Genomic DNA, 26,246 nt, shown 5'->3' on the forward strand with positions numbered 1-26,246 from the left:
CGACCTGTTTAAACACCCAGTCTATTCCTCCGTCGGTTCACTTCCGTAACCGGTGGTTAAATGCGAACGGACCGGCCGGCGTGGAAATTCCGACGCCGGCCGGTCCCTTGAGGTGCGTGCGGTCAAGCCCCTGCGGGCGCTGCCGATTCTTCCGACCGGGCAGCGTTTTCAGCCCGGCGGCTTTCGACTTTCCTGGCCTGCTTGACCAGGTCGGGTTCGCCCTGGCGCAGCCAGGCATACATGGGCGCCGCCACAAAGATGGTGGCGGCCGTTCCAATCAAAATACCGACGAACAGTGCCAGCGACAGGTCGCGCAGGGTGCCTGCACCGAGGAGTCCGGCTCCGATGAACAGGATGGCTCCCACCGGGAGGATGGCCACCATCATGGTGTTGATGGAGCGGACCAGGGTCTGGTTCACGGCGAGGTTGACCTCCTCGGCAAAGGTCCGGCGCGTGGAGGCGTTGATGTCCGCGGTGTTTTCCCTGATCTTGTCGAAGACCACCACGGTGTCGTACAGCGAGTAGCTGAGCACCGTCAGGAACCCGATGATGGCTGACGGTGTCACCTCAAAGTCACTGAGGGCGTACACCCCCGCGGTAATGAACATGGTCACCAGCATGGCGGTCAGTGCGGACACCGACATCTTCCACGTCCGGAAGTACAGTGCCATGAGCACGGCTGCCAGGCCCACGAAGACGAGCAACCCCATCAGCGCCTGTTTGGTGACATCCGCGCCCCACGTCGGACCGATGAAGGTCGAGGTCACTTCATTATCAGTAACCCCGTAGGCGGAGGCGAGGCCTTCCTTGATCCTGAGCGTCTCGTCGTCGCTGAGCTTGTCAGTCTGGATCCGCATGGTGGTCCCTGCGACGTTCGCGACGCGCGGCACGCTGCCGGCCACTACGTCCTGAACGACGTTTTCCCCGAGTGCGGAGTTTGTGTCCTTGACGTTGGAGACCGTGAACTCGGAACCGCCCCGGAACTCGATGCCGAGGTTGAATCCGCCCTTGACCACGGGAATCACGATGGACAGCGCCACGGCCGCCATGGCGATGAGGAACCAGATCTTCTTGGCGCCCACGAAGTTGTAGGACCGCTTGCCCGTGTAGAGCTCGTTACCGAAAGTGGCAAAGCTGGACATTACTTGTTCTCCTTGGCTGCGCTCTTGGAGGAGCCTGTCAGCTGCTCCTGCTTTTCCGCGAGGCGGCGTTCCGCGATGGTCATGCGCCGTTCAGCTTCGGCAGCGGCACCGGTGTTCTTGGCCCGGACTACTGCCGGTTTGACCTCAGGCGTGCGCAGTCGGCCGGCACCGCGGTACAGCGGAACGGCACCAAGGCGCTTCGGGTCGAGGCCGGAGAACCGGTGGCCTTCCCCGAAGAACCGGGTCCGCGCCAGCAGCTGCAGCGTCGGGTGGGTGAACATAAAGACCACGATGAGGTCCGCAATGGCTGTCAGGCCAAGGGTGAACGCGAAGCCCCGGACGTTGCCGACGGCCACGAAGTAGAGCACCAGGGCGGCGAGCAGGTTCACGGCCTTGGAGGCGAGGACCGTCCGTTTGGCACGCTTCCAGCCGTTCTCCACAGCCGAGACCAGGCCGCGGCCTTCGCGAAGCTCATCACGGATGCGTTCGAAGTAAACAATGAACGAGTCGGCGGTCTGGCCGATGGCCACGATGATGCCGGCCACACCGGCGAGGGACAGGCGGTAGTTTTCGGTCCAGCCCAGGATGGCAATGGCCAGATAGGTCAGGGCACCCGCCACCACCAGCGAGGCAATGGTGACAAAGCCCAGGGCCCTGTACTGGAACAGGGAGTAGACCACCACGAGGAGCAGGCCGATGACGCCGGCGAGGAGGCCCATCCGCAGCTGCTCCCCGCCGAGGGTGGCGGAGATCTGCTGGTCGCTCTGGATTTCAAAGCTGATGGGCAGCGCGCCGAAGCGGAGCTGATCGGAGAGGGCCTTGGCCGTCTTTTCGTTGAAATTACCGGTGATCTGGGGCCGTCCATCGGTAATGACCGCCAGCGACCTCGGTGCCGAGATCACTTTGTCGTCCAGGACGATGGCGAACTGGGCCTTCGGATCGTTGCCGGACTCGCCCCCGGCAGCCACGTAGAACTGGTTCAGGCGTTCGGTGACCTCCTTGAACTTGGCGGTGCCTTCGCTGTCGAACTGGATATTGACGGCCCACTGGTTGGTCACTGCGCCCTGGGAGCCCTGCTGCAACTGGAAGGATGAGGTCACGATGTTGCGGCCCTTGACCTCGACCGGGCCCAGGATGTACTTGATCGCCGGAGTGGTTGCCGTGGCGGGCTCGCACGTGACCAGCGGCTTGGTGGGATCGGAGGCGGCCGGCTTGTCCGCGGGCGGCTTGTTGCAGTCGAGGGTTTCAAACTGCCGGTAAACCTCAGGCGTGATCCAGTTGGTATCACTGCTGTTGGCCGGTGCCGCCGTCGGCTTGGGCAGCTGATCCTCGGGCGTCAGCGACTCCGTGGGTACAGCCGCACCGTCACCGTTAAGCAGCACCGGGCGGAAGTTCATGTCCGCGGAGGCCTGGATCAGGTCGCGGGTCTCCTTCGTGGGAGTACCTGGCAGGCTCACCACGACGTTGCGCCCGGACTGCGTGCTGATTTCGGCTTCAGCCACACCGGAGCCGTCCACCCGCTGGCGAATAATCGCCACGGCCTGGTTGAGCTGCTCTTCGTTGATGTCCGAACCGCCCTCAACCTTCGGCGCCAGGATCATCTGGGTGCCGCCCTCGAGGTCGAGTGCCAGCTTGGGTGCCCAGCTTGCCTGACCGGCGAGGGTGCCGCCGGCCAGGACAGCGGTCAGGACGGCGAGGATTACGCCGAGCCACACCAGGACCCGCAGGCCTGCATTTTTGGGGCCAGTTCGTGCCATTGTCGATCTTTCTCTTATGTACGGAGGAACCGCCGGTGTGAGCCAATTGCTCTCACCGGCGGCAGTCCGCGGCCGTAGAGGTGTTGTGGAGCCTGATGCGGCAGCGGGCGCTAGCTGTCCTTCTTGCCCTCATCGTTGAGGCGCTTCAGGGTCTCTTCGGGCGTTTCGGACGTTGCGGGGGTACCAAGATCCTGGGAAGTGAGCGAGGACGCGTCGTTGGGGACCAGGGTGGGCTCTTCGTCAGCAGCAACGGCGGGTTCAACGATCTTGGTGACGGCCTGGCGGTGAACTGTTGCGAGGTTCCCGGGGGAAAGCTCCAGGACCACTTTGTTCTCGGCGTCGTCCATGGACACGATGCGGCCGAAGAGGCCAAAGCTCGTCATGACCTCAACACCCGGCGCGAACTGGGACTGCAGCGTGGCCTGCTGCTCCTTGGTCTTCTTGTTGCGGCGGAACATCATGAAGATAAAGATTCCGAGCATTGCAAACAAGACGATGTTCATGGGATCCACAGGGAAGGTTTCCGTTCTGTACTGGCGTGTCTGATGTGTGGCTGCGTCCGCTTCGTTCCGCCATGCAGATGTTCGTGCTGGCCGGGCAACGGCCCCTCGGAGCCGCCGGCGGGAACAAAGACCCCGAACGTGCCGGGTTTCATACCAGTCTAAAGGGAAAAGCTGAAAGGACGGCCTCTTAGCTGTTCGGCGCCCAATCAGGTGTTGCTTCGCTGTCGTCGGGGTCTATTTCGAACAGGTCCATGGGTTCCTGTCCGAACACACCGGCCGGCACCGCATATCCAAGGTGCGTCCAGGCCGGCGCCATGGCGATGCGGCCCCGGGGCGTCCGGCCCAGAAGGCCTTCGCGGACCAGGAACGGCTCGGCCACCGTTTCCACGGTCTCGGTTTCTTCCCCCACGGCAATGGCCAGGGTGGAAAGACCTACCGGGCCGCCACCGAATTTGGTGATGAGTGCCTCAAGAACTGCCCGGTCCAGCCGGTCCAGGCCGCGTTTGTCCACTTCGTACATGTCCAGCGCGGCGGACGCCGCACGGGCGTCGATCTGGTCAATACCGTGCACCAGGGCCCAGTCCCGCACCCGGCGGAGGAGGCGGTTGGCGATACGCGGTGTACCCCGGGAACGGCCCGCGATTTCGCTGAACCCGGCGGAGTTGACTTTGAGGTCCAGCAGCCCGGCAGAACGCCGGAGCACCAGTTCCAGTTCGGCCACACTGTAGAACTCCAGGTGGCCGGTGAATCCGAATCTGTCCCGCAGCGGACCCGGCAGGAGACCGGCTCGGGTTGTGGCACCCACCAGGGTGAACGGCGGCAGCTCCAGCGGGATGGCGGTGGCGCCGGCGCCCTTGCCCACCACAATGTCCACCCGGAAATCTTCCATGGCCATGTACAGCATCTCTTCGGCGGGCCGGGACATGCGGTGGATTTCGTCCAGGAAGAGGACTTCGCCTTCGGACAGGGAAGAAAGAATGGCGGCGAGGTCACCGGCGTGTTGGATGGCGGGGCCGCTGCTGATCCGCAACGGCGCGTTCATTTCGGACGCCACGATCATGGCCAGGGTGGTTTTTCCCAGACCGGGAGGACCGGAGAAAAGCACATGGTCGGCGCTGCGGCCGCGCATCCTTGAGGCCTGCAGGACCAGGGAGAGCTGCTTGCGGACGCGGTGCTGGCCCACAAAATCATCCAGGTTCTTCGGCCGGAGGGCGGCCTCAATGGCGCGCTCCTCAGGCTCCTCCCCCGCTGCCACCACTGACGGCTCAGCCACGGCTGCCTACGCGGTTGCCGGCCCGCGCGCCGTCCTGTCCAAGCCAGCGGAGGGTGGTCCGCAGGATTTCGGCAACGTTGCCCCGGAATGAGACTTCCGGCTCGTCCGCGAGGGCCTTGTCAATGCTTGCAGTCGCGTCCTTTTCCGACCAGCCCAGGCTGGTCATGGCCGCCACCACTTGAGGCTTCCAGGCCGCTTCCGCCGCCGTGGCCGGGGCGGCGGCTCCGGCTGTGCCGTGCGGCACCAGCTTGCCGGCGAGCTCCAGGACAATCCGGCCTGCCACCTTGGGCCCGATACCCGGCACCTTGGTGAACGTCTTGCTGTCCCCGGTGTGGGCGGCCACCCGGATGGCTTCGGGCTCATGGACCGCCAACACGGCCAGGGCCAGCCGTGGCCCCACGCCGCTGACGCTGAGCAGGACGTCAAAAACTTCCCGCTCATCGTCGGAGGCAAACCCAAAGAGCGTCAGCGAGTCCTCCCGGACAATCAGCGAGGTGAAGAGTTTGCCTTCTTCCCCGGTGCGGAGGCCGCTGAGCGTCTGGGGGGTGGCGTTGACGCTCATACCGGCGCCGTTGAGGTCAATCACTGCTGTGGAAAGGCCAACGTGCGCCACGGTCCCGCGAAGGAAACTGATCAAAGCCGGGCTCCTGGTGTACTGCCGGGCCCTTGATGGAACCACCGGCTATCCGAACATATCTACGAATACCCTAGCAAGGGCTGCGGACATTCAGCGTGCGCGGCGCGCCTTCGCCTCGGCATCGGCCCACGCGCGCTGGGCCGGGGTCAGGGACAGGCTGCCCGGGCCGGTGGTGGCCACCGCTGCCCCGCTGCCGGCACGCCACGCATGCGTAATGGCCAACGCCAGGGCGTCCGCGGCGTCGGCGGGACGCGGGGGCGCATCGAGCCGCAGGATCTTGGTGACGAGCTTGGTGACCGCGTCCTTGTTGGAGGTGCCGCTGCCGGTAACAGCGGCCTTGACCTCCGACGGCGTGTGCAGCGCCACCGGGATCCCCCGCCGGGCGGCGGCAGTGATCACCACGCCGGACGCCTGTGCCACACCCATCACCGTGCTGACGTTCAGCTGGGAAAAGACGCGTTCGACGGCGAGCACCTGGGGTTCGTACCGGTCCAGCCACTCGTCGATCGCCAGGGCAATGACCAGAAGCCGTTGGTCGAGGGTTTCCTCGGGGGAGGTTCCCACCACGCCGACGGCCACCATGGTGGCGCGCCTGTTCCGCTCGACGTCCACCACACCGATGCCGCAGCGGGTGAGCCCGGGGTCAACGCCGAGTACGCGGAGGGTCACGCTCCCCCAACCGCCCTAGGCTGCAAGGCGCTGGTTCACTCTGATTCCAGGGCGGCCTGGACTTCGTCGCTGAGGTCGGCGTTGCTGTAGACGTTCTGGACGTCGTCGAGCTCTTCCAGGGCGTCAACCAGCTTCATGAACTTCTTGGCGGCTTCCAGGTCCAGCGGCACCACCATCGAGGGCACAAACTCGGCTTCATCCGTGTCGTACTCGATGCCGGCCTCTGTGAGGGCGTCGCGGACGGCCTGGAGGTCTGTGGGTTCCGAGTGGATTTCGAACGTGTCGCCGTTGTCCTTGACTTCCTCGGCGCCTGCATCGAGGACGGCCATCAGGACATCGTCCTCCGTGAGCTCCTTCTTTGGCAGCGAGACCACGCCCTTGCGGCTGAAGAGGTAGCTGACCGAACCGGGATCGGCGATGGTGCCGCCGTTCCGGGAAATGGCCAGCCGGACTTCGGAGGCAGCGCGGTTCTTGTTGTCCGTGAGGCACTCGATGAGCAGTGCTGAACCCTGCGGGCCGCGGCATTCGTACATGATCTCGGTGTAGTCCACCACTTCACCGGTCAGGCCGGCGCCGCGCTTGATGGCACGGTCAATGTTGTCGGCGGGGACTGAGGTCTTCTTGGCCTTGGTGACGGCCAGTTCCAGGCCCGGGTTGCCCTGCAGGTCCGGTCCGCCCATGCGGGCAGCTACTTCGATGTTCTTGATCAGTTTGGCGAACGATTTTGCACGGCGGCTATCAAGGATGGCCTTTTTGTGCTTGGTTGTTGCCCATTTGGAGTGTCCTGACATGCTTTACGCGTCTCCTCTGATCATGCGGATAAAAAGTTCATGTACGCGTTTCTCCCCAGTCACTTCCGGGTGGAAGGAGGTGGCCAGCAGGTGGCCGGAACGCACTGCAACAATTCTAGCTGTCCCGGGCAGGCCCGCCGCGTGGGACGCGTGTTCAAGGTCGGCCGGCTCCACCTGGGCGAGGACCTCCACGCCCGCGCCGACGCGCTCCACCCAGGGACCGCGGATGAACACCGCGTGCACGGGGGCCACACCGGACTCGGTGGCGCTGAAATCCAGGCCCTTGAAATCGAGGTCCGTTTCGAAGGATTCGCGCTGCCGGCCGAAAGCGTTACGGCGCACCGTGATGTCGAGGCCGCCGAACGTCTGCTGCGGAGAGCCGGCCAGGTCGGTGGCAGGATCGGCGATGTCGTCAGCAAGGAGGATCATGCCGGCACAGGAGCCGTAGACCGGCAGGCCGGCGCGGATGCAGTCCTTTAACGATTCTGCGAGGTCGAAGGCGCGCGCCAGCTTATCGATGGCGGTGGATTCGCCGCCGGGAATGATGAGGCCGTCCAGGCCGTCCAGTTCTTTGGGCCTGCGGACTCCCACGCCTGCTGCGCCCGATGCCTCGACGGCCCGAAGGTGCTCGCGGAAGTCACCCTGGAGCGCCAGCACGCCGATCCGCAGCCCCGCGCCCAGGCGTGGGTCAGCGGCAAAAGGGGGGTTTGTCATCCCCTCAGCATAGTGCGCCGACGGCGCGCACCCGGGAACGGGGCTGCCCCGGCGCAGGGTTCTATGCCGCTGCTGGGATATATTACAGAGCATGCTTTACATCAGCGTTCCGCTCGGCAAACTCGTCCGCCGGGTGTCCCGGCTCCGGGGCGGCGGGTCCGCCCTGCCCGGCCTGGTGGTCGAAAAAATCGATCCCGGCTTTATGCAGCGGACCCTCGCCACGCTCCCCCACGGTGTGGCTGTGGTGAGCGGAACCAACGGCAAGACCACCACCACCAAGATGGTGGTTGAGCTCCTCGAGAGCCAGGGCCTGAAGGTCTTCACCAACCGCACCGGCAGCAACTTCACCCGCGGCGTGGCGGCGGCCCTGCTCGGCGAGGTGGACTGGCGCGGCCGGCTCAATGCCGACGTCGCCGTCCTGGAACTCGATGAAGCCCACGCCGTGCATTTCGTCAACCGCGTCCCGCCCCGTTACAGCCTCCTGCTCAATGTGCTGCGCGATCAGCTGGACCGTTTCGGCGAAATCGACAAGACGGCCCAGCTCCTGCAGCACATTGCGGCAAAAACCACCGGCACGGTTGTCCTCAACCGCGAGGATCCCCGCGTGGCCCGCATTGCGGACACCCTCAACGGCCAGGAGGTCCGGTACTTCGGCCTGGACGATTCCCTCCTCAGCACTTTCCCCAATGACGATGACATGCGCGCGGCGCCGGGAAGCCCCGCTCCCGCAGCCCTCCCGCAGAAGCCGCACGCCGACGTCGTACTCCGCAAGGTAGGGCCGGACACCGCGGATTTTGAGTACGACGGCGGCACCGTTACCACCGCGATGAAGCTCCGCGGCGTCTACAACATTTTTAATGCCGCAGCCGCGCTCGTCCTGGCGCGCAGCATCTGCGGCGCGGGCGCCGCGACCGCCAACCACGCGACGCTGCTCACGGCCCTGTCCCAGGTTGAGCCGGCCTTCGGCCGCGGGGAAAGCCTCACCGTGGACGGCCAGCCCCTGGACCTGGTGCTGGTCAAGAACCCCAGCGGCTTCCGGCTCGGCCTGAAATCCTTCCCCGCGGCGGGTTACGCCACCATGATCGCCATCAACGACAATTACGCCGACGGCCGCGACATGTCCTGGCTTTGGGATGTGGAATTCGATTCCCTCCGCGAGGACGGCGTGGACCAGCTGGCCGGGTCCCGCGCTTACGACATGGCCCTGCGGCTGCAGTACGACGAGGTCGGGATCGGCGCCGTCCAGACGGACATCGCGCCCGCCCTGGCAGCCTTCATCCGCGCGGGAAAAGACAAACCGAAGCGGATCTTCTGCACCTACACGGCCATGCTGGCCATCCGCCGCGAGCTGTCCAAAATCACCACAGTGGAGGTGGTCTCATGACCGCTGAAAAAACCGGCTCCGGACCGGGCAGCAAAGGCACCCTCCGGGTCCTCCAGCTGTACCCGCGGGACATGAACATCTACGGCGACTGGGGCAACGCCCTGGTCCTGAAGCGCCGCATCAGCTGGCACGGTTATACCCCTGAACTGCTCGAATACAACGTCGGCGACGACTTCCCCGCCGAGGTGGACCTCATTCTCGGCGGCGGCGGGCAGGACAGCGGCCAGCTGATCATCCAGGACGACCTTCAGTCACGCGGCCCGCTCCTGAAGGACCTGGCCGAGGACGGCTCGCCCATGCTGGTGATCTGCGGGCTGTACCAGCTCTTCGGCCGTTTCTTCAAGACCCACCTCGGAACAATCATTCCGGGCATCGGCGTCCTGGACGTGGAGACCCACGGTACCGACGAACGCCTGATCGGCAACGTCAGGGTCGACTCGGACGAGTTCGGCGAGATCCTGGGCTACGAGAACCACAGCGGGCAAACCACGCTGGGACCCGGCGTGCGGCCATTGGGGACCACGGCAAAGGGAACCGGCAACAACAGCAGCGACGGTCACGAGGGCGCCCGGTACAAAAACGTGGTGGCCAGCTACCTGCACGGTTCGCTGCTGCCCAAGAATCCTGCCATCGCCGACTTCCTCATCCGGACGGCGGCGGAGCGCAAGTTCGGCACCTTCGAGCCCGGCACCCCTGACGACCGCTTCGCTGTGCTGGCCCGCGAGCACGCTGCGCGCCGCCCGCGCTGACCGGTGGCGGCCGCCGGTTGAGGGCGGAGCCGCCGGCTCATCGCCAGTGGAAGTATTCCCGGTGGATGTTGGCGGCGCGGACGCCGGAAGCACGCAGCGCCCTGCGGAATTGACGGAGCATCCGGTCCGGGCCACCCATGAACACCGAGAGCTCCTGCGGATCAGCGTCAACGGCGGCAAGCACCCGGTCCGGCGTTAACCGGCCGTCCGTGCTGGTGTCAATCAGGTGCACTGTCAGCCGGGGGTGGTCCTTCGCGATCCGGTGGATCTCATCGGCGAAGGGCGAAGGGCCGGCTGAGGTGACGAAGAAATCGACGGTTTGCCCGAGCTCATCATCCAGGGACCGAAGCCAGCTCAGGAACGGCGTAATGCCGACACCGCCGGCGATCCACACCTGGCGGGCGGTCCCGGCCCGGCGGTCAAACCTGCCATAGGGGCCACTGACCACGGCGGGCATGCCAGGCTGGACCACATCAGGGAGCTTGGCCGTGTGGTCTCCGAGCGCCTTTACCGTGATACGGATATCCTCGCCGCCAGGCGCACCGGAAATCGAGAACGGATGCCGCTGCCAGCCGTCCTTCGTTTCCAGATAGATCATGGCGAACTGGCCCGGCCTGAACACCAGCGGTTTTCCCAGCGGCTTGAGGTGGACATCCACCAAGCCGGGGGCCACGGTTCTGACCTCCCGCACCTGGTAGTCGTGATGCGGCAGGAAGTGCCGGGCCAACACTTCACGGTAGGCGTAAAACGCCAGTCCGACGCCGCCGATCAGCACATAGCTCCAGCGCAGCACCGGCGTCGATTCGAAGGCGGTGGCATCCAGCAGCCCGTGAAGGAAGCCGGCGGCTACAAACAGACCGGTCAGCCGGTGAAAGCCGCGCCACCGCTCGTAGCCGCCGAGGACCCGGGCCACCATCTGCACGGGCCAGGTGTTGCGGGTGCGCAGCACAGCCCCGTGGACGACCCCGGGCAGCATGGAGCGCCAACGCGGCAGGATGGCCCAGACGATCATGGCGGCCAGCCCCAGCGCGGCCGGGACGGCCAGCGTTTTGCCCAGGCTGGTGGCTTCCGGGTTGGAGGCCAGTTCCACGTGAGGCAGCAAAAGCACCGCCCCGGCAACGGCGAGCCTTCGGTGCCAGATGGCGGCATAGTCGATGCCGCCAAAGATGCGCTCAACGTGTGGCAGGGTACTGGTCAGCACAAGCGCGATGGACATCAGCAGGATGGATTCCCCGCCGAACAGCTGGCCCAGATGGCGCGGCCAGGGCTCCCCCGCCGGGCGTTCAAGCACCCAGAGCGCACCGTAGCCAACTGCGAACAGCCCGATTGCCAGGGGGCCCAACAGCCGTAACGGCATGCCCAGGAAAGCCGTGCGCCTTCGCTCTCCGGGCAAAGGGTCGCCCGGCGCACTGGCGTGGTTGTTACCCATAGGCGCCATTCTAGGGTCGGCAGGCACCCATAACCGGCAAGCCGTGCATTGAGAAGCCCAGGCCGGTGTGAAAGGTTAGCGTGATGACGAATCCCCTTCTCAGCCCGAGCGCGCTGCCCTACGGACTGCCGCCATTTTCCCACCTCGCACCGTCCGACTACGCAGAGGCCGTGTCCGCCGGCCTGGCAGAACATCTGGCCGAAATCCAGGCGATCGTGGACAACCCTGCCGCGGCGACCTTCGGGAACACTGCCGTGGCCATGGAAGGGGCCGGCCAGTTGCTCCAGCGGGCGGCTGCCGCTTTCTTTACCCTCGTTTCCGCCGACGCGTCCGAGGACATCCGGGCCCTGGAGACCGAACTTTCGCCCCGGCTCTCCGCCCACCAGGATGAGGTCTACCTCAACCGCGCCTTGTTCGACCGGTTCGCGGCGATCGACACCTCCCGCCTCGATCCTGAGGCTGTCCGGCTGGTAGAGGAGTACCTGAAGGAGTTCCGCCAATCCGGGATCCAGCTCGATGAGCCCGGTCAGGACCGGCTCAAGGGAATCAATGCTGAACTGTCCGCCCTGGGCACGGAGTTCGGGCAGCGGGTCAAGGAGGGGATGAAGTCCGCGGCTCTGCTGCTGGACAGCGCAGCGGAACTGGCCGGGCTGCCGGCGGACGATATCGCCAGCGCCGCCGAGGCTGCCCGCACCGCCGGTCACGACGGCAAATACCTGCTGACCCTGATCCAGCCCAGCAACCAGCCCGCCATGGCTGCCCTCGAAAACCGGGACGTCCGCCGTCGGCTGTTTGAGGCCTCCACCGGCCGTGGCAGTGGCGGCGGCAGCACCGACGTCCTGGACCTGGTCACGGCAATGGCCAGGCTCCGCGCTGAAAAGGCCGTGCTTCTTGGTTTTGCGAACTATGCCGAACTTGTGGTTGACCGCCAGACGGCCCCGGATTTTGAGGCTGTCCAGGCCATGGTGAACCGGCTGGCGCCTGCAGCTGTCCGCAATGCCGATGCCGAGGCTGCGGCCCTGGCAGAGATCGCAGGGCATCCGCTGGAGGCGTGGGACTGGGCGTTCTACTCCGCCAAAGTCCGCCGCGAAAAGTATGCCGTGGACGAGCAGGCGCTCCGGCCCTATTTCGAGCTGGACCGGGTCCTCCGCGACGGCGTGTTCTTTGCTGCCACAGCCCTCTATGGTGTCACCTTCCATGAACGCGACGACCTGGCGGGTTACCACCCGGACGTCAGGGTGTGGGAAGTCCGGAACCCGGACGGAACCGGGCTCGGGCTTTTCCTGGGTGACTACTACACACGCGAGTCCAAACGGGGCGGGGCATGGATGAACTCGGTCGTGGACCAGTCAGCCCTGCTGGGCACCCGGCCGGTAGTCATCAACAACCTCAACATCTCCAAACCGCCGGAAGGCGAGCCCACGCTCCTGACGCTGGACGAGCTTCGCACCACGTTCCACGAGTTCGGACACGCCCTTCACGGCCTGTTTTCCAACGTGACGTATCCGCGGTTCTCCGGCACAGCGGTTCCCCGGGACTTCGTGGAATACCCTTCGCAGGTCAACGAGATGTGGATCCTCTGGCCCGACGTGCTGGCCAATTACGCCCGGCACCATGCAACAGGCGAGCCGCTCGCCCAGGACGTTGTGGACCGGCTCAATGAGGCGCGGCTCTGGGGCGAGGGCTTCGCGACCACGGAGTACCTGGGTGCCGCGCTGCTGGACCTGGCGTGGCATGTGCTGGACGGGGCCGACGTCCCGGACGACGTCGTGGCCTTCGAGGCCAAATCGCTGGCTGCAGCCGGGGTGGCGCACGCCCTCATTCCACCGCGCTACCGCACCGGCTACTTCCAGCACATCTTCGCCGGTGACGGGTATGCTGCGGGCTATTATTCCTACATCTGGAGTGAGGTGCTGGACGCGGAAACGGTTGACTGGTTCACCGAGCACGGCGGCCTGAACCGGAGCAACGGTGAACTGTTCCGCCGGGAGCTGTTGTCCCGCGGGAACAGCCGCGACCCGCTGGAATCCTTCCGGATCCTCAGGGGCCGCGAAGCCAAACTAGAGCCCCTCCTCAAGCGCCGCGGCCTCGAGTAACCCACCCCCCTTAAAAAGAACGACGCCGGTCCCCACCAAAAGAAGGTGAGGAACCGGCGTCGTCATTACTTAGGCGAGGCGACCACCAGCGACAGGCGTTGGTGATCCGGCAGCGTGCGTAAAGGGGCCCCGCGCCCCGGCCAGCTACAGAGCCAGCAACCGGGCGCGGGGATAGCACGCAGAGGATCAGCGCCGCCAGGCGCCACAAGAGGACGCGAGAAGAGAGTTACCAGCCGCGCTCGGCCAGGCGGTGCGGCTGCGGGATCTCTTCGACGTTGATGCCCACCATGGCTTCGCCCAGGCCGCGGGAGGCCTTGGCGATGACGTCGGGGTCGTCGAAGAAGGTGGTGGCCTTGACCACGGCGGCGGCGCGCTGGGCGGGGTTGCCGGATTTGAAGATGCCGGAGCCGACGAACACGCCGTCAGCGCCGAGCTGCATCATCATGGCAGCGTCAGCCGGGGTGGCGATGCCGCCGGCGGTGAACAGCACCACGGGAAGCTTGCCGGCGGCGGCAACTTCCTTGACCAGTTCGTACGGGGCCTGCAGTTCCTTGGCGGCGACGTAGAGCTCGTCCTCGGGCAGGGCGGCAAGCTTGGCGATCTCGGAGCGGATCTGGCGCATGTGGCCGGTGGCGTTGGAGACGTCGCCGGTGCCTGCTTCGCCCTTGGAGCGGATCATGGCCGCGCCTTCGTTGATGCGGCGCAGTGCCTCACCAAGGTTGGTGGCGCCGCAGACGAAGGGAACCTTGAAGTTCCACTTGTCGATGTGGTGGACATAGTCGGCCGGGGTCAGGACCTCGGACTCGTCGATGTAGTCCACCCCAAGGGACTGCAGGACCTGGGCCTCGACGAAGTGGCCGATCCGGGCCTTGGCCATGACCGGGACGGACACGGCGTCGATGATCTTGTCGATCATGTCCGGATCGGACATGCGGGACACGCCGCCCTGGGCGCGGATGTCGGCCGGAACACGTTCCAGCGCCATCACTGCAACGGCACCGGCATCTTCGGCGATGCGGGCCTGTTCGACATTAACGACGTCCATAATGACGCCGCCCTTGAGCATCTCTGCCATGCCGCGCTTGACGCGGTTGCTGCCCGTGACGCTGTTCGCGGACGAACCGGCTTCGCTGCTTACATCAGGTGTAGACACAAAAACCCCTATGGGTAGATAGACGATCTTCGCCGGACGTGAGGGCGGCAAGGAGCCGGGAGGACACGCGCCGGGTTGCCGGATCCATTGACCGGGCATTGCCAATACTAGTCCCCCGGCAGGCGGCGGGCTTAATTGGCCTTAATCAGGGCTTAATCCGAAGCCGCGGACTCCGCGAATGCCTGCCGGTGGACGGTGGATATGCGCTGGCAGATGGTGATGAGGCTGGCCAGTGCCAGCAGCCCGAGCGTCACCAGAAGAACCACCGGCGGCAGACCCAAACCAGTGAATCCGGTGACAACCAGCACCGAAACCAGCCTTTCGGCACGTTCGGCTATGCCGACGTTGGCCGTGAAACCCAACGACTCCGCCTTGGAACGCGCGTACGACACCACCATGCCCAAAACGAGACAGACCATGGCTGCGACCGCAATTGCGTGGTCCGCTCCCCCGGTAAAGAACCAGATGGCGACGCCCGCAAACAGGGCCCCGTCCGCGATCCGGTCCAGCGTGGAGTCCAGGAAGTTGCCCCAGCGTCCCCCGGTGTCCCGCATGCGCGCCATGATGCCATCGAGTACGTCCGAGAAGATGAACGCCGTAATGAACAGGGTTCCCCACCAAAGCTGGCCCAAAGGGTAGAAGACCAGGGCACCGATCACGACGCCTGCAGTGCCGATGACCGTGACCGCATCAGCCGAAACTCCAATCTTCAGGAGCCAGCGGGCAAGCGGGGTGAACAGTGCGGTGAAGAAGCCCCGCGCGTACCTATTCAGCATCCGTCTCCCCGGGCCAGGCCTCGGCGACCAGCCGGCGGACCTCGTCAAGGGTCTGGGTAATAGCCTTGGTCTGGGCAATGATGGGGAAGAAGTTCCCGTCCCCGCCCCACCGCGGAACAATGTGCTGATGCAGGTGGCCTGCGATGCCTGCGCCGCCCACCACGCCCTGGTTCATGCCGAGGTTGAAGCCACCCGGGTTGGACACTTTGCGGAGCACCCGCATGGCCGTCTGGGTAATTTCGGCAAACTCCGCAGTCTCTTCCACCGTGAGGTCCGTGTAGTCCGGGACGTGACGGTAGGGACAGACCAGGAGGTGGCCCGGGTTGTAGGGAAACAGGTTCAGGACCACGTAGCAGGTCTTGCCCCGGTGGACAATGAGGGCTTCCTCATCAGTCCGGCCCGGGCCCAGGCAGAAGGGGCAGTCGTTTTCGTTCTTGAACTGGTGTTGGCCGCCCTTGATGTAAGCCATCCGGTGGGGAGTCCACAGGCGCTGGAATGCGTCCGGAACACCCGCGAGATCAAAGTCATCGGTCACGCCGGCATCCCCTGGATAACCCGCGCCTGTGTTCTCCTGCACCGTATTCACGTCCGTTCCGTTAGCTGGTCCGGTTACGGACGGCTTCGGTGATCCGCTTGACAGCCTCCGCCACCGGCACACCGTTGTCCTGGCTGCCGTCCCGGAACCGGAAGGACACGGCGCCGGCTTCGGCGTCGTCGCCGCCTGCGATCAGGACAAAGGGGATCTTGTCCTTGCTGGCGGTGCGGATCTTCTTGGGGAACCTGTCAGAGGACGTATCCACCTCGGCGCGGATGCCCGCCGCCTTGAGCTGGTCCACGACGTCGAACATGTAGTCGTTGAACGTTTCGGCGACCGGGATGCCCACCACCTGGACGGGCGACAGCCATGCCGGGAAGGCGCCGGCATAGTGCTCGGTGAGCACGCCCATGAACCGCTCAATGGAACCGAACAGCGCGCGGTGGATCATGACGGGACGCTGCCGGGTGCCGTCGGCTGCCTGGAATTCCAGTTCGAACCGCTCGGGTAGGTTGAAGTCCAGCTGGATGGTGGACATCTGCCAGGTGCGGCCGAGGGCGTCCTTGGCCTGAACGGAGATCTTCGGGCCGTAGAAGGCGGCTCCGCCCGGATCAGCGACGAGGTCCAGCCCGGATTCCTCGGCCACTTCGGCCAAAGTCCTGGTGGCTTCTTCCCATGCGGCGTCATCGCCGACGAACTTCTCCGGGTCCTTGGTGGAGAGTTCCAGGTAGAAGTCGTTCAGGCCGTAATCCTTCAGCAGGTCCAGCACGAACGTCAGGGTCTTGGTGAGTTCGTCCTTCATCTGCTCGCGGGTGCAGTAGATGTGGGCGTCATCCTGTGTCATGCCGCGGACCCGGGTCAGGCCGTGCACCACACCTGACTTTTCGTAGCGGTAGACGGCGCCGAACTCAAAGAGCCGAAGAGGCAGCTCCCGGTAGGACCGTCCCCGGGAGCGGAAGATCAGGTTGTGCATGGGGCAGTTCATCGGCTTCAGGTAGTAGTCCTGGCCGGGCTTGCGCACGGTGCCGTCCTCATTGAGTTCAGCGTCCACGTGCATGGCCGGGAACATGCCCTCCTTGTACCAGTCCAGGTGGCCCGAGACTTCGTACAGGTGGCCCTTGGTGATGTGCGGGGTGTAGACGAAGTCATATCCGGCGTCGACGTGACGCTGGCGGGAGTAGTCCTCCATCTCCTTGCGGATGATGCCGCCCTTGGGGTGGAACACCGGCAGGCCTGAGCCCAGTTCGTCGGGGAAGGAGAAGAGGTCAAGTTCGACGCCGAGCTTGCGGTGGTCGCGCCGCTCTGCTTCGGCGATGCGTTCCTGGTAGGCCTTCAGTGCGTCCTTGGTGGGCCAGGCCGTGCCGTAGATGCGCTGGAGCTGCTGGTTCTTCTGATTGCCCAGCCAATACGCGGAGGAGGACCGGGTCAGGGCGAAGGCGTTGGAAATGAGCTTGGTGTTGGGCAGGTGCGGGCCGCGGCAGAGGTCGCACCAGACGGTGGTCCCTTCTTTGCGCTCGACATTGTCGTAGATGGTGATGTCGCCGGCGCCGACCTCCACGTTGACGCCTTCGCCTGCTTCGGCGGCCTCGTTCTTCTTGCCCAGCAGCTCAAGCTTGTAGGGCTCGTTCTTCATGGCCTCGCGTGCTTCGTCCTCGCTGACGACGCGCCGGACGAACTTCTGGTTCTGGTTGACGATCTTGAGCATCATTTTTTCGAGGGTTTTGAGGTCCTCGGGAGTGAAGGGCTCGGCGACGTCGAAGTCGAAGTAGAAACCGTCGGTGATGTAGGGGCCGATGCCCAGCTTGGCATCGGGGCGAAGCTGCTGCACGGCCTGGGCCATCACGTGCGCAGTGGAATGGCGGAGTACGTTCAGGCCGTCCGGGGAGTCGATGGTGACTCCCTCGATGTCGGCACCGTCGGGCAGCTCCTGGTCCAGGTCCTTCAGCTCGCCGTTGACGCGGGCAACAACGACGTCGCGGCGCTCAAAGAAGAGTTCCGCACCGGTTGTCCCGGTAGTCACCTTGGTCTCTTCGCCATCGACGATGAGGGTGATCTGCTGGGCATCTGACACGGGTGTCTCCTATTCAAAGTTTTAGGCTTCATAGCTTGCGGCATACGGGGACCACAGCCAGCCACCGTCAATGCTATCGGTTTCGCCGGAGGCCGACCAACGGGACCCGCGGGTTTGGGGCGGCCGGTCAGGGCACCTTGGAGAGGTTCAGCCGCCCATTCCGGTGATCGCAAGGCTTCGGCTGATCCCGTCCAGGGGATGCGGCACATCGGTATGGCCGCCCTGGTTTTCCGGGAACGGAAGCGTTTCCACCCGGCTCAGGTCCCAGGCCATGCTGGCGCTCAGGCTGATTCCCCGGGGCCCTGTCCGCCGCGTGGTGCCGCGGATGAGCAGCAACCTGGTGCCGAACAGCAACAGTCCCGCCTGTTCCTGGGCTTCGTGGAAGAACACGGAGTCGATGCAGCCGGTGCCGTCATCGATGCTGATGAACACCACACGCCGGCCGCCGCGCATCGGCGGGGTCTGGGTGGCGATGCGAACCCCCGCCACCAGAACCTCGGTGCCGTTCCGCAGGCCCAGCAGTTGATCGGCAGTGGTGACCCCCAGCTTGTCCAGCATGGGCCGGTGACTGTCCATCAGGTGCCCGCTGACATCCATGGCCATCAGGTCCAGTTCTGCCCGGACATTGTCCACCAGGGTTGGGGCTGGAAGGCCGGGTTTGACGTTCCGCAGCTCCACGTCACCTAACGGCAACGCCAGCTGCCCTTCCATGATGTCCGCACCCTTCCTGGTGCCAGTCGTTTGGAGTTTCTGCAGATGCTGGACGAGGTCGGCGCGGTTTGCGACCCCGCCTGACTCCCGGTGCAGGGAATCAAAGGCTCCCAGCTGAGCGAGCCTTTTGATGCTGGGTTTGCTCAGCCTGGACCGTGCCCTGAGATCGGCCAGGGAGTCGTAGGGCTGACCGGCAACTATCCGCTTGAGCTCGGCCCCTGAGAGGCCGTAGATGCCGTTGAGGCTCAGCCTGATTCCCAGTTTGCCGGCATCGGCGCCGGCCGCCACGCGTTCCACCCGGTATTCGGCCTGGCTGCGGTTGATGTCCAGGGGAAGGATGGGGATTCCCAGCCGCCTGGCCTCGGCCACGAGCAGCCGTTTGGGATACATGCCGGGATCGTGCTCCCACAGTCCGGCCAGGAACGCCTCGGGATGGTGCGCTTTCAGCCAGGCGGACTGGTAGGTGGGTACGGCAAAGGCCGCGCCGTGGGCCTTGCAGAAACCGAAGCTTCCAAACGCTTTCAGGGTCCCCCAGACGTTGTCCACCACTTCCGGCGAATATCCTTTGAGCCGCGCTTCCCGGCGGAAGAACTCCTCCACTTTCAATTCCAGGACCTCATTGCCCAGGGCCCGGCGGAACTCATCCGCCCGCGCCAGCCCGCAGCCGGTCATAACATCAAAGGTTTTGAGGATCTGTTCGTGGAAGACCGTGACGCCGTGTGTTTCCTGCAGGACGGGTTTCAGGTCAGGGTGCGGATACACTTCCGGCGCAAAGCCGTGCCTGTGCTCCAGGAACGGCCGCACCATGTCTGATTTCATGGGTCCGGGCCGGAACAGCGAAATGTCAATGATGAGGTCGTTGAACTCACGCGGGGCCATCTTGCCGATCAGCTCGCGCTGGCCAGGTGATTCAATCTGGAAGCAGCCCAGGGTGTGGGTGCTGCGGATCAGCTCGAAGGTGGATTCATCATCCAGCGGGACGGCGTTGAGCTCGATGTGGCCGTTCTCAGCGATGTAGTCCGGCCCGGCGCCGTCAGGTCCGGCAGGGTGGTGGCCGGCCGCCACCACTTCCGCTTTGGAAGGATGGATCCGGATGACTTCCCTGATGGCGAAGGCCATGGCGCTCTGCATCCGCACTCCCAGGACATCCAGTTTCAGCATGCCCATGGGATCCATGTCGTGTTTGTCGAACTGACTCATCGGCAGCCCCAGGCCGCTGGGCTGGACAGGCGTCCGGTCGAGCAGCGTGGCATCGCCCAGGATCACTCCGCAGGGGTGCATGGAAATATGCCGGGGAAGCCTGTCGAGGCGTTCGGTGAGGTCCACCAGCAGGTCAAGTTGCTGGTTTTCGGCGAAACCCCGCTGTTCCACCCGTCCGGCGAATTCCCGGAGCTCAGGTTTTTCAACCAGGGCTTCCCGGAATTTCCGGGCCGAGAAACGCCACAACTGTTTGGCGATCTCACCGACATCGTCATCGTCCATGCCCAACGCCATGCCTGCATCCCGCACAGCGCCTCGCGCCCGGTACCCGTTCTGCATGCTCATCAGGGTGACCCGCTCGGAACCAAACCGGTCGAAGATTTTCCGGTACACGTTGTGCCGTTCGGCGCTTTCGACGTCGATGTCAATGTCCGGCAAGGTTGCCCGGTCCTGGGAGAGGAAGCGTTCGAAGATCAGGTCGTGCTGCAGCGGATCCACCTGGCTGACGTTGATCAGGTAGTTGACCAGGCTGGAAGCCCCGGAACCGCGGGCAGCCGCACGCACGCCCATGTCCAGGATCATGCGGGAAACTTCCGCCACCGTCAGGAAGTAGGAGGAGAATCCGAGGTTCCGGATGATGCCCAGCTCGTGTTCCAGCCGCGAGCGCATTTCCTTGTGCGCCTGACCGGAGATGCCCGGGAAGCGCCTGCCTATTCCTGCTTCACAACGCTGGACCAGTTCAAGGTGCGGGTCCTGGCTGATGCCGATAACCGACGCCTCCGGAACCACGGGCTGCTTCCACCCCATATCCGCCACCGGATCAATCCTGCAGTAATCGGCGAGCGCCTCAGTCTGCGCCATGAGCTGTTTGAGGTCTGCTGTGCCATATCCCGCGGCACGGATGATTTCCTTCCCCAACAGAAGCATCTGCCCGGCTGACTTGAGCCACCCCTGCCCGTTGGGCTGGAGCAGCGGTTCGGCTGCCAGTTCCGGCAGTGATTTCAGGGTCCGGGCGGAATCAAGGACGTCAGCCGTGGCGGCTCCGTCCTCGGCGCAGTAGCGGACAGCGTTGGTCAGGATTGCCGGGACTCGGTGTTCTTCGGCGAGCTTGAGCATGCGCACCGCGTGGGCAGTGCTCAGGGGCTTTCCCGGGGCAGTCAGCTGGGAAACAACTTCGGCAACCAGGGTTCCGGCGGGCATGGCGTCCAGCCATTGTTTGAAGAGGGTGCGTGGACGGAGGTAGCGCCGGCCGCCCATGGCGCGTCCGACGTCGGAGTCCGGTCCAATCAGGACGGTCAGAACCGGCTTCAAGGTGGCGGGGTCAAGGGTCCGTGAAGCGAGCTCCGCGCGGGTAACTGCCACGGGCACCGCTCCTCCGGCTTTACCGGAGGTGCGGGCATGGGCATCGGACACCAATCGGCACAGGGCTCGGTAGCCCGCTCCGTTGTTGTTCCCCCGGGCAAGCACCACCACCCTGCCAGCGAGCTGGGTCCGGTGGTCGCCGTCGTCGTCCAAGACCGCCAGGTCCACCCCCACGATGGGGTCGATGCCTGCCGCCATGCAGGCTTTGAGGTGTTTGATGGTGCCGTACAACCCGTCACGGTCCGTGCAGGCAAGAGCCGTTGCGCCGTCCGCGGCAGCGACCTGGGCCAGTTCGTCGGGCCAGGAGACTCCATAGTGTGCGCTGAAGGCGGTGGAAACGTGGAGATGGGTGAAGCTCATGCTGTTTTGGGGTGGAGGGCGTCATGGATGCGCAGGAGCCGCCAGCGGCCGCTGCCGAGGTGCCTGCTGAGGTCCAGGGTAAGGGGCTCCCCGGCTTCATCAGGTTCCGGCCGGACCTGCACGCGCCAGATCTCGTGGTCCACCAGGCCCGGGCCGCTGCCCAGGGGTGCCCGGCGTTCCTCGGCCCACCACTGGCGGCGTTCGTACCAGCGGACAGGTTCGGCGCAGACGGTGTACGGCCTGCCGGCCCACACGAGCTTCAAAGGCTGGCCGGAAGCGGTGCAGTGAACGTCCACGGACTCGCTGAACATACCCATGGGGCGCCTCCCGGACTGAATGATGGCTGCTGCGGAATACGGCTGCAACAGCTGGCAGTTCGAATACATATTCGAATAAATTCAGTCTACAAGGGTGCCCTGACAAAACCTAGACAGGGGTGGACTGACGGGACGGCTGGGGGCAGGATGGTGCCATGAGCTCCCATGACGCACTTCTCAAGCACGTAAGCATCAAGGCCCAGGACAACACGCTCGTGGCCAACTTTGATATCGATGGCAACATACCGGGAGCGGGTGCGTACGTGGTGGGACTGGTGGCGTCGAGCCCTGACCATTCCTCGCAAAGACGGCTAGGCATTGAATTCCTGAACGGGGAGGCCATCGCCTTCTACTCGTTCTGCCATGACCAGACCGCCGAGGAAAATTATGACCTGTCCGGAGTGACTCATTCGGGAAACACCATCACGGGAAACTTTCCCATGGCGGCCATCCAAGGCCTGGGCAAGGGGCACTTCATGACCGCGTTCAGCGAGGCTGACGGCCGCGAATTCCAGGGCGGCGTCCCCGTAGAGGAAGCGCTCTAGCGTCAGCTGTTTTCCTTGTGGACCTTCAGCTCGAGTTCGATGAACCCTGAGATCATGGCCCGGTAGGTGGATTCCACGATGTCCGGGTCAATGTCCTTCTTTTCGGCAGCGTCCCTCACGTGTTCTATCACGCGCTCCACCCGGCCGGGCGCCCGGACTTCCGCGTCGTCGCCCTTCAGCGTCCCTGCGATCCGGATCAGGCGTTCCCGCCGCGCAATCAGTGTGACAATCTGGTCATCCACTTCGTCGACGGCAACTCGAACGGCAGCGAGCTGTTCCTTGTCGGCAGATGCTTCCCGATCGTTCCCTTGAATTGTTGCCATCTTCTGACAGTATCGAAGCATGCAGCCCAGAGTCGACTTCATCTCACTAGGCGTTCGCAGCGTTGATGCCGCCCGCCGCTTCTATGTGGAAGGCCTCGGCTGGCCGGTGCGGGGTGAACATCCTGGCGACGTGGTGTTCATCCAGGTTAATCACGGCCTGATCCTTTCCCTGTGGGATGCCGGGCAGATGCACGCCGAAGCGGGAGTGGCCCTTCCCGGACCCGTTCCCTGCATCACGCTCAGCCACAACCTTCCCAGCACCGAGGACGTGGACCGGGTGATGGCCGAGGCAAGGGCCGCAGGCGCCCAGATCGTGGCCGAACCTGTCACCCAGCCCTGGGGCGGGTACAGCGGCTATTTTGCCGATCCGGACGGGTTCCGCTGGGAGGTTGCCTACAACCCCACGTGGGCAGTGGACGACGACGGCAAGGTCACCGTCTAGGGGCACCGTCACCCTTTGGGGGGCGCCCCTTCCGGGCGCCGCCTTCTAGAAGAGAGCCTCCACCGGGCGGATGAGTTCCGGGGAGTTGTTGCGCACGTTGCCGACTTCCCGGCCCACTGAGTCCACATGCCAGTCGGCGGCGGCATCCCTCACATGGGCGCGGACAAGGTCCACGAGGAAGGCGGCGTCGTCGATCTGCGGATCCAGCCAGGAGGCCATGGTGGCCCGGTCCATGGGCAGGGGCACCCGGTCGTGCAGCTCCGTCAGCTTGCCAAACACCGTGGACTCGGCACCGGGGGGCGGAGTGTCCGTGGTGAGGATGGAGGTGGAAAGCATCCAGCGGCCGGGATCATCCTCGGCTTTGGAGGGGTCCTTCCACCATTCATACAGGCCGGCAAACACCAATGGGCTTCCTGAGCCCGGATGCACGTAATAGGGCTGCTTTTGCTTGCCGGCCCCCTGCTTCCACTCGTAGTACCCGTCAGCGGGGACAGCGCAGCGCCGCGATTTCACCGCCTTGCGGAAGGCAGGCTTCTCCAGCACGCTCTCACTCCGGGCATTGATCATCCTGGCCCCTATGCCCGGATCCTTCGCCCATGAGGGCACCAGGCCCCAGCGGGCCACGTGCAGCTGCCGAACCGGCTCCTCGTCGATCAGCCGTTCCAGGACAATCGGCACATCGTCTGTGGGCGCCACGTTCCATGACGGGGGCAGCTGCACATCCTCCTCCAGCCGGGCATCAAATTCGGCGAGCAGGTCCCCCACGGCCCGGGCCATCACATAGCGTCCACACATGGCTCCAGCATGCCATTAGCGGTGGTCCGTGTCAGCCGGCGCAGTTCCTCCGCAGCCTCCGCCCGGAACAGCCCCGGCTGTAGCCCTGGGAATAGGCCGCCGCGGGTTACCGTTGAGGAGAACGAACCCCCTCAACGATTTCAGGAGAGCTCCGTGGACTTTACCCCCGAGAACGGCACCATCACCATGTTTTCCACCACCTGGTGCGGCTACTGCAACCGGCTCAAGAAGCAGCTGGATGCGCAGGGCATCGGCTACACGGAAATCAACATCGAAGAGGTGGACGGCACCGCCGAACTCGTGGAGCAGCTTAACGGCGGCAACCAGACCGTTCCCACAGTGCTCTTCCCGGATGGCACCGCCGCCACCAACCCCTCACTGGCCGAAGTCAAGAGCCGGCTGGCAGCCTAGGTCCGCAGGCGAAGGAATAGACAGGACGGGACCAACCCCAGGTTGGTCCCGTCCTGTTTGTGTGCGCTGAAGCAGCCCTCCGCTTACCTGCGGTATACGGCTTACCTGCGGTACACGCTGGCGAAGTCGGCGTATGTGAGGGAAGCGTGCGCTGCGTAGGATGCAACCACCGCATCCTCAACGGCCTGCACTGTCAGACCGGGTACCAGATCGTCGGCTGCCCCGGCGGTGGCCGGCTCCCAGTCAAGGCCCAGGGCCGCATAGGTGTCGGTGAGGACGGCGCGGATGGGTGCCGAGTTTTCCACCACAATCACCGAACTGAACAGCCAGCCGCCGCTCACCACGCGCTGGGCAGTGCCCACCAGTTTGACCTGGCGGGTGGGATCTGCGGGGTGGGTGCCGTGGACGCTGAACTCGCCGGGGCAGTATTCGCCCGGGATCTCGCCGACGGCGGCCTGCACACCAACGTCCCGCAGGGTCTGCGCCAGGAGCTCACCGAAAAACGCAAACCGGCTTTTGGAGCCGGCAATCGCATCAGCCTCGGGCATGACGTGGTCAACCACCAGCGTGCCCTCGTGATAGGCAGCGGCCCGCCCGCCCGCCTTCCGCACCAGGGGTTCAAAGCCGTGGTCCCGGCAGGCCTCTGCTGCCGCCTCGAAACCGGGCAGGCGGGTATCGCGCTGGCCGAACGCAACAGTCGGGGCCGGCCGGTACAGCCGGAGCGCGGGGCCAATCCCGCCGGTCCTGGCCAGGGTCAGCAGTTCCAGGCCGAATTCCAGGTCCCGGGCGGCGCCGAGTGTGTGGTCCTGCCGCACCACGGTGAGCGTCCGGTCGGCCTCGACGTCCTGCATGTTGCTAAGCTCCCTTATGGTCATATTGCAATTCCTTGTTGTTGCCGCTGCATTCGCGGTCATCGACGCCATCTGGCTCAAGCTGATGAACCCGTTCTACCGCAGCCACATCGGTGACCTGCTCGCCGACAAGCCCAACTTAGGTTACGCCGTGGCCTTCTATGTCCTGTACATCGCGGGAATTCTCTTCTTCGCGCTGCGGCCGGCGCTCGACGGCGGCAGCTGGCTGACCGCCGTCGGCTACGGTGCCGCACTGGGCGCCTTTGCCTACGCAACGTATGACCTCACCAACGCCGCCACACTCAAGACCTGGCCGCTGCAGCTCATTGTGGTGGACATTCTCTGGGGCGCCGCGCTGACCGGCCTGTCCACCCTCGCCGGCTGGCTGGTGTTCCGTTCAACCTGACCGGGCTCCGGCAAAAGCTACCTGACACGCGCGGACTGTTACGTCCGGTCCCCCGCCGGGTGGCTAAACTCAGAAACCGCGGCACCCCCCACACTCCTTCAGGAGAGGCAATCCACTGATACGCGTCATTAGCTACAACCTTCGCAAGCACAAGGCCAGTGGAGAACTCGTGGCCCTGGCCCGGGATTTCGACATCGATGCCCTGTGCCTGCAGGAGTGCGACACCACCGACCTGCCGGACACGCTGGGGCAGCTCCAACTGGCCGATTCGACCAAGGGAAACCGTCTGGGGCTTGCCATCTACTACCGGCCGGAGCGGTTCACCGCCCACGGCACCAACACCTTTGCGCTGAAGAAGTCCCTGCACGATATGGTCCTGGCACCGGCACATGAGCGGCTCATCGGTACCCGCGTGCGGGACAACGAGACCAACCATGAGCTGGTCATCGCTTCTTTCCATGCCGCCCCGCTCACGGCCACGAACTCGCTGCGGCGGAACCAGATCAACGCGGCCCACAAGGAACTGCTGGGCATGGGTTCCGGCCTGATGACCCTGATGGCGGGTGACTTCAACTACCCGTTCTTCACCAAAAACCTCACCGAACAGATGAAGGATTCGGGGTACGAGCTCTCGCTCAGCAACCGCAGGACCTACACACGGTACAAAGTCTTCAAGGGCCACTTCGACTTCGCCACGTCACTGGGACTGAACATTGAGAACGTGGAGACGCTGCCGCGTGGCGCGTCGGACCACCTGCCCATCCTGGTCACCGCCGAATACGGTCAGGATTCCGCCCCCGCGCAGGAGCCACCGGCCGCCTGACTGCATTTTTTGGGAGGCGCG

At 64.7% G+C, this 26,246-nt stretch carries 26 protein-coding genes; 8 read left to right on the top strand and 18 right to left on the bottom strand.

Features of this window, described 5'->3' with window-relative positions:
* Positions 1-122: 122 nt before the first annotated feature.
* From secF to pdxT, 8 genes are all read right to left on the bottom strand, one after another.
* On the bottom strand, positions 123-1,142 hold the full coding sequence (gene secF, locus SBP01_RS10245; protein ID WP_275214215.1) for a protein translocase subunit SecF: 1,020 nt from the start codon (positions 1,140-1,142) through the stop codon (positions 123-125).
* On the bottom strand, positions 1,142-2,899 hold the full coding sequence (secD, locus tag SBP01_RS10250; protein ID WP_320535713.1) for a protein translocase subunit SecD: 1,758 nt from the start codon (positions 2,897-2,899) through the stop codon (positions 1,142-1,144). Before secD ends, secF begins: the two co-directional genes overlap by 1 nt.
* Before the next feature lie 110 nt (positions 2,900-3,009).
* Positions 3,010-3,402, bottom strand: coding sequence for a preprotein translocase subunit YajC (gene yajC / locus SBP01_RS10255; RefSeq protein WP_275214213.1), 393 nt, complete (start codon positions 3,400-3,402; stop codon positions 3,010-3,012).
* A 187-nt stretch (positions 3,403-3,589) separates the two neighbouring features.
* Positions 3,590-4,675, bottom strand: coding sequence for a Holliday junction branch migration DNA helicase RuvB (gene ruvB, locus SBP01_RS10260; protein WP_320535714.1), 1,086 nt, complete (start codon positions 4,673-4,675; stop codon positions 3,590-3,592).
* Positions 4,668-5,312: a Holliday junction branch migration protein RuvA gene (gene ruvA / locus SBP01_RS10265; protein ID WP_275214211.1), complete on the bottom strand. Its 645-nt coding sequence runs from the start codon at positions 5,310-5,312 to the stop codon at positions 4,668-4,670. The genes ruvB and ruvA overlap by 8 nt, the downstream gene beginning before the upstream one ends.
* A gap of 90 nt (positions 5,313-5,402) precedes the next feature.
* A complete protein-coding gene (gene ruvC / locus SBP01_RS10270; RefSeq protein ID WP_275214210.1) occupies positions 5,403-5,981 on the bottom strand; it encodes a crossover junction endodeoxyribonuclease RuvC in 579 nt (192 codons plus the stop codon).
* Between the two features lie 35 nt (positions 5,982-6,016).
* Complete coding sequence (locus tag SBP01_RS10275; protein ID WP_275214209.1) at positions 6,017-6,772, bottom strand: YebC/PmpR family DNA-binding transcriptional regulator; 756 nt, start codon at positions 6,770-6,772, stop codon at positions 6,017-6,019.
* Positions 6,773-6,775: 3 nt separating this feature from the next.
* On the bottom strand, positions 6,776-7,486 hold the full coding sequence (gene pdxT, locus SBP01_RS10280) for a pyridoxal 5'-phosphate synthase glutaminase subunit PdxT (protein ID WP_320535715.1): 711 nt from the start codon (positions 7,484-7,486) through the stop codon (positions 6,776-6,778).
* A gap of 91 nt (positions 7,487-7,577) precedes the next feature.
* Here pdxT and SBP01_RS10285 point away from each other — a divergent pair, with 91 nt between their 5' ends.
* Complete coding sequence (locus SBP01_RS10285; protein WP_320535716.1) at positions 7,578-8,870, top strand: MurT ligase domain-containing protein; 1,293 nt, start codon at positions 7,578-7,580, stop codon at positions 8,868-8,870.
* Positions 8,867-9,619: a glutamine amidotransferase gene (locus tag SBP01_RS10290; protein ID WP_320535717.1), complete on the top strand. Its 753-nt coding sequence runs from the start codon at positions 8,867-8,869 to the stop codon at positions 9,617-9,619. Before SBP01_RS10285 ends, SBP01_RS10290 begins: the two co-directional genes overlap by 4 nt.
* Positions 9,620-9,656: 37 nt before the next feature.
* On the opposite strand, the gene SBP01_RS10295 is transcribed toward SBP01_RS10290, so the two are convergent.
* Complete coding sequence (locus SBP01_RS10295; protein ID WP_320535718.1) at positions 9,657-11,048, bottom strand: hypothetical protein; 1,392 nt, start codon at positions 11,046-11,048, stop codon at positions 9,657-9,659.
* A gap of 83 nt (positions 11,049-11,131) precedes the next feature.
* Between SBP01_RS10295 and SBP01_RS10300 the strand changes: the two genes are divergently transcribed.
* Complete coding sequence (locus tag SBP01_RS10300; protein WP_320535719.1) at positions 11,132-13,144, top strand: M3 family metallopeptidase; 2,013 nt, start codon at positions 11,132-11,134, stop codon at positions 13,142-13,144.
* 226 nt (positions 13,145-13,370) lie between these two features.
* Here the strand turns inward: SBP01_RS10300 and pdxS are convergent, their stop codons facing one another.
* The 6 genes from pdxS to SBP01_RS10330 form a co-directional block, all read right to left on the bottom strand.
* The gene (gene pdxS / locus SBP01_RS10305) at positions 13,371-14,297 is read right to left on the bottom strand and encodes a pyridoxal 5'-phosphate synthase lyase subunit PdxS (protein ID WP_275214203.1); all 927 of its coding nucleotides are present in this window, start codon (positions 14,295-14,297) and stop codon (positions 13,371-13,373) included.
* Positions 14,298-14,449: 152 nt separating this feature from the next.
* The gene (gene pgsA, locus SBP01_RS10310; RefSeq protein ID WP_275214202.1) at positions 14,450-15,073 is read right to left on the bottom strand and encodes a phosphatidylinositol phosphate synthase; all 624 of its coding nucleotides are present in this window, start codon (positions 15,071-15,073) and stop codon (positions 14,450-14,452) included.
* Positions 15,063-15,650, bottom strand: a complete 588-nt coding sequence (locus SBP01_RS10315; protein WP_275214310.1) for an HIT family protein — start codon at positions 15,648-15,650, stop codon at positions 15,063-15,065. The genes pgsA and SBP01_RS10315 overlap by 11 nt, the downstream gene beginning before the upstream one ends.
* Before the next feature lie 19 nt (positions 15,651-15,669).
* Positions 15,670-17,679, bottom strand: a complete 2,010-nt coding sequence (gene thrS / locus SBP01_RS10320) for a threonine--tRNA ligase (protein ID WP_275214201.1) — start codon at positions 17,677-17,679, stop codon at positions 15,670-15,672.
* Between the two features lie 147 nt (positions 17,680-17,826).
* On the bottom strand, positions 17,827-21,312 hold the full coding sequence (locus SBP01_RS10325) for a DNA polymerase III subunit alpha (protein WP_320535720.1): 3,486 nt from the start codon (positions 21,310-21,312) through the stop codon (positions 17,827-17,829).
* The gene (locus SBP01_RS10330) at positions 21,309-21,629 is read right to left on the bottom strand and encodes a DUF6504 family protein (RefSeq protein WP_275214199.1); all 321 of its coding nucleotides are present in this window, start codon (positions 21,627-21,629) and stop codon (positions 21,309-21,311) included. The genes SBP01_RS10325 and SBP01_RS10330 overlap by 4 nt, the downstream gene beginning before the upstream one ends.
* Before the next feature lie 155 nt (positions 21,630-21,784).
* Between SBP01_RS10330 and SBP01_RS10335 the strand changes: the two genes are divergently transcribed.
* Entirely contained in the window at positions 21,785-22,174 is a 390-nt protein-coding gene (locus tag SBP01_RS10335) for a hypothetical protein (RefSeq protein ID WP_275214198.1), read from the top strand.
* A 2-nt stretch (positions 22,175-22,176) separates the two neighbouring features.
* Here SBP01_RS10335 and SBP01_RS10340 read toward each other — a convergent pair whose 3' ends face one another.
* Positions 22,177-22,497, bottom strand: a complete 321-nt coding sequence (locus SBP01_RS10340; RefSeq protein ID WP_320535721.1) for a chorismate mutase — start codon at positions 22,495-22,497, stop codon at positions 22,177-22,179.
* A gap of 19 nt (positions 22,498-22,516) precedes the next feature.
* Here SBP01_RS10340 and SBP01_RS10345 point away from each other — a divergent pair, with 19 nt between their 5' ends.
* Complete coding sequence (locus SBP01_RS10345; RefSeq protein ID WP_320535722.1) at positions 22,517-22,939, top strand: VOC family protein; 423 nt, start codon at positions 22,517-22,519, stop codon at positions 22,937-22,939.
* A 45-nt stretch (positions 22,940-22,984) separates the two neighbouring features.
* Here SBP01_RS10345 and SBP01_RS10350 read toward each other — a convergent pair whose 3' ends face one another.
* The gene (locus tag SBP01_RS10350; protein WP_320538321.1) at positions 22,985-23,716 is read right to left on the bottom strand and encodes an SOS response-associated peptidase; all 732 of its coding nucleotides are present in this window, start codon (positions 23,714-23,716) and stop codon (positions 22,985-22,987) included.
* A 171-nt stretch (positions 23,717-23,887) separates the two neighbouring features.
* Here SBP01_RS10350 and SBP01_RS10355 point away from each other — a divergent pair, with 171 nt between their 5' ends.
* The gene (locus SBP01_RS10355) at positions 23,888-24,145 is read left to right on the top strand and encodes a mycoredoxin (protein ID WP_275214194.1); all 258 of its coding nucleotides are present in this window, start codon (positions 23,888-23,890) and stop codon (positions 24,143-24,145) included.
* A 101-nt stretch (positions 24,146-24,246) separates the two neighbouring features.
* Here SBP01_RS10355 and SBP01_RS10360 read toward each other — a convergent pair whose 3' ends face one another.
* Complete coding sequence (locus tag SBP01_RS10360; protein ID WP_320535723.1) at positions 24,247-25,020, bottom strand: lipoyl protein ligase domain-containing protein; 774 nt, start codon at positions 25,018-25,020, stop codon at positions 24,247-24,249.
* Between SBP01_RS10360 and SBP01_RS10365 the strand changes: the two genes are divergently transcribed.
* Positions 25,013-25,402 (top strand): DUF2177 family protein, encoded by a 390-nt coding sequence (locus tag SBP01_RS10365; protein WP_275214192.1) that lies wholly within the window; start codon positions 25,013-25,015, stop codon positions 25,400-25,402. The two genes, SBP01_RS10360 and SBP01_RS10365, sit on opposite strands and share 8 nt — an antisense overlap.
* Positions 25,403-25,520: 118 nt before the next feature.
* Positions 25,521-26,225 (top strand): endonuclease/exonuclease/phosphatase family protein, encoded by a 705-nt coding sequence (locus tag SBP01_RS10370; protein WP_275214309.1) that lies wholly within the window; start codon positions 25,521-25,523, stop codon positions 26,223-26,225.
* Positions 26,226-26,246 lie beyond the last annotated feature (21 nt).

The organism is Pseudarthrobacter sp. IC2-21 (assembly GCF_034048115.1).
Classification (GTDB): Bacteria; Actinomycetota; Actinomycetes; order Actinomycetales; family Micrococcaceae; genus Arthrobacter; species Arthrobacter naphthalenicus.

What these genes read in the sequence shown, in the direction of transcription:
- SBP01_RS10360 (WP_320535723.1), bottom strand. Translation starts at nt 25,020, where the DNA reads ATGACCATAAGGGAGCTTAGCAACATGCAGGACGTCGAGGCCGACCGG.
- SBP01_RS10295 (WP_320535718.1), bottom strand. Translation starts at nt 11,048, where the DNA reads ATGGGTAACAACCACGCCAGTGCGCCGGGCGACCCTTTGCCCGGAGAG.
- secF (WP_275214215.1), bottom strand. Translation starts at nt 1,142, where the DNA reads ATGTCCAGCTTTGCCACTTTCGGTAACGAGCTCTACACGGGCAAGCGG.
- SBP01_RS10350 (WP_320538321.1), bottom strand. Translation starts at nt 23,716, where the DNA reads ATGGCCCGGGCCGTGGGGGACCTGCTCGCCGAATTTGATGCCCGGCTG.
- SBP01_RS10300 (WP_320535719.1), top strand. Translation starts at nt 11,132, where the DNA reads ATGACGAATCCCCTTCTCAGCCCGAGCGCGCTGCCCTACGGACTGCCG.
- SBP01_RS10340 (WP_320535721.1), bottom strand. Translation starts at nt 22,497, where the DNA reads ATGGCAACAATTCAAGGGAACGATCGGGAAGCATCTGCCGACAAGGAA.
- SBP01_RS10325 (WP_320535720.1), bottom strand. Translation starts at nt 21,312, where the DNA reads ATGAGCTTCACCCATCTCCACGTTTCCACCGCCTTCAGCGCACACTAT.
- pgsA (WP_275214202.1), bottom strand. Translation starts at nt 15,073, where the DNA reads ATGCTGAATAGGTACGCGCGGGGCTTCTTCACCGCACTGTTCACCCCG.
- secD (WP_320535713.1), bottom strand. Translation starts at nt 2,899, where the DNA reads ATGGCACGAACTGGCCCCAAAAATGCAGGCCTGCGGGTCCTGGTGTGG.
- SBP01_RS10365 (WP_275214192.1), top strand. Translation starts at nt 25,013, where the DNA reads ATGGTCATATTGCAATTCCTTGTTGTTGCCGCTGCATTCGCGGTCATC.
- pdxT (WP_320535715.1), bottom strand. Translation starts at nt 7,486, where the DNA reads ATGACAAACCCCCCTTTTGCCGCTGACCCACGCCTGGGCGCGGGGCTG.
- yajC (WP_275214213.1), bottom strand. Translation starts at nt 3,402, where the DNA reads ATGAACATCGTCTTGTTTGCAATGCTCGGAATCTTTATCTTCATGATG.
- SBP01_RS10335 (WP_275214198.1), top strand. Translation starts at nt 21,785, where the DNA reads ATGAGCTCCCATGACGCACTTCTCAAGCACGTAAGCATCAAGGCCCAG.
- SBP01_RS10290 (WP_320535717.1), top strand. Translation starts at nt 8,867, where the DNA reads ATGACCGCTGAAAAAACCGGCTCCGGACCGGGCAGCAAAGGCACCCTC.
- SBP01_RS10345 (WP_320535722.1), top strand. Translation starts at nt 22,517, where the DNA reads ATGCAGCCCAGAGTCGACTTCATCTCACTAGGCGTTCGCAGCGTTGAT.
- SBP01_RS10330 (WP_275214199.1), bottom strand. Translation starts at nt 21,629, where the DNA reads ATGGGTATGTTCAGCGAGTCCGTGGACGTTCACTGCACCGCTTCCGGC.
- SBP01_RS10285 (WP_320535716.1), top strand. Translation starts at nt 7,578, where the DNA reads ATGCTTTACATCAGCGTTCCGCTCGGCAAACTCGTCCGCCGGGTGTCC.
- SBP01_RS10275 (WP_275214209.1), bottom strand. Translation starts at nt 6,772, where the DNA reads ATGTCAGGACACTCCAAATGGGCAACAACCAAGCACAAAAAGGCCATC.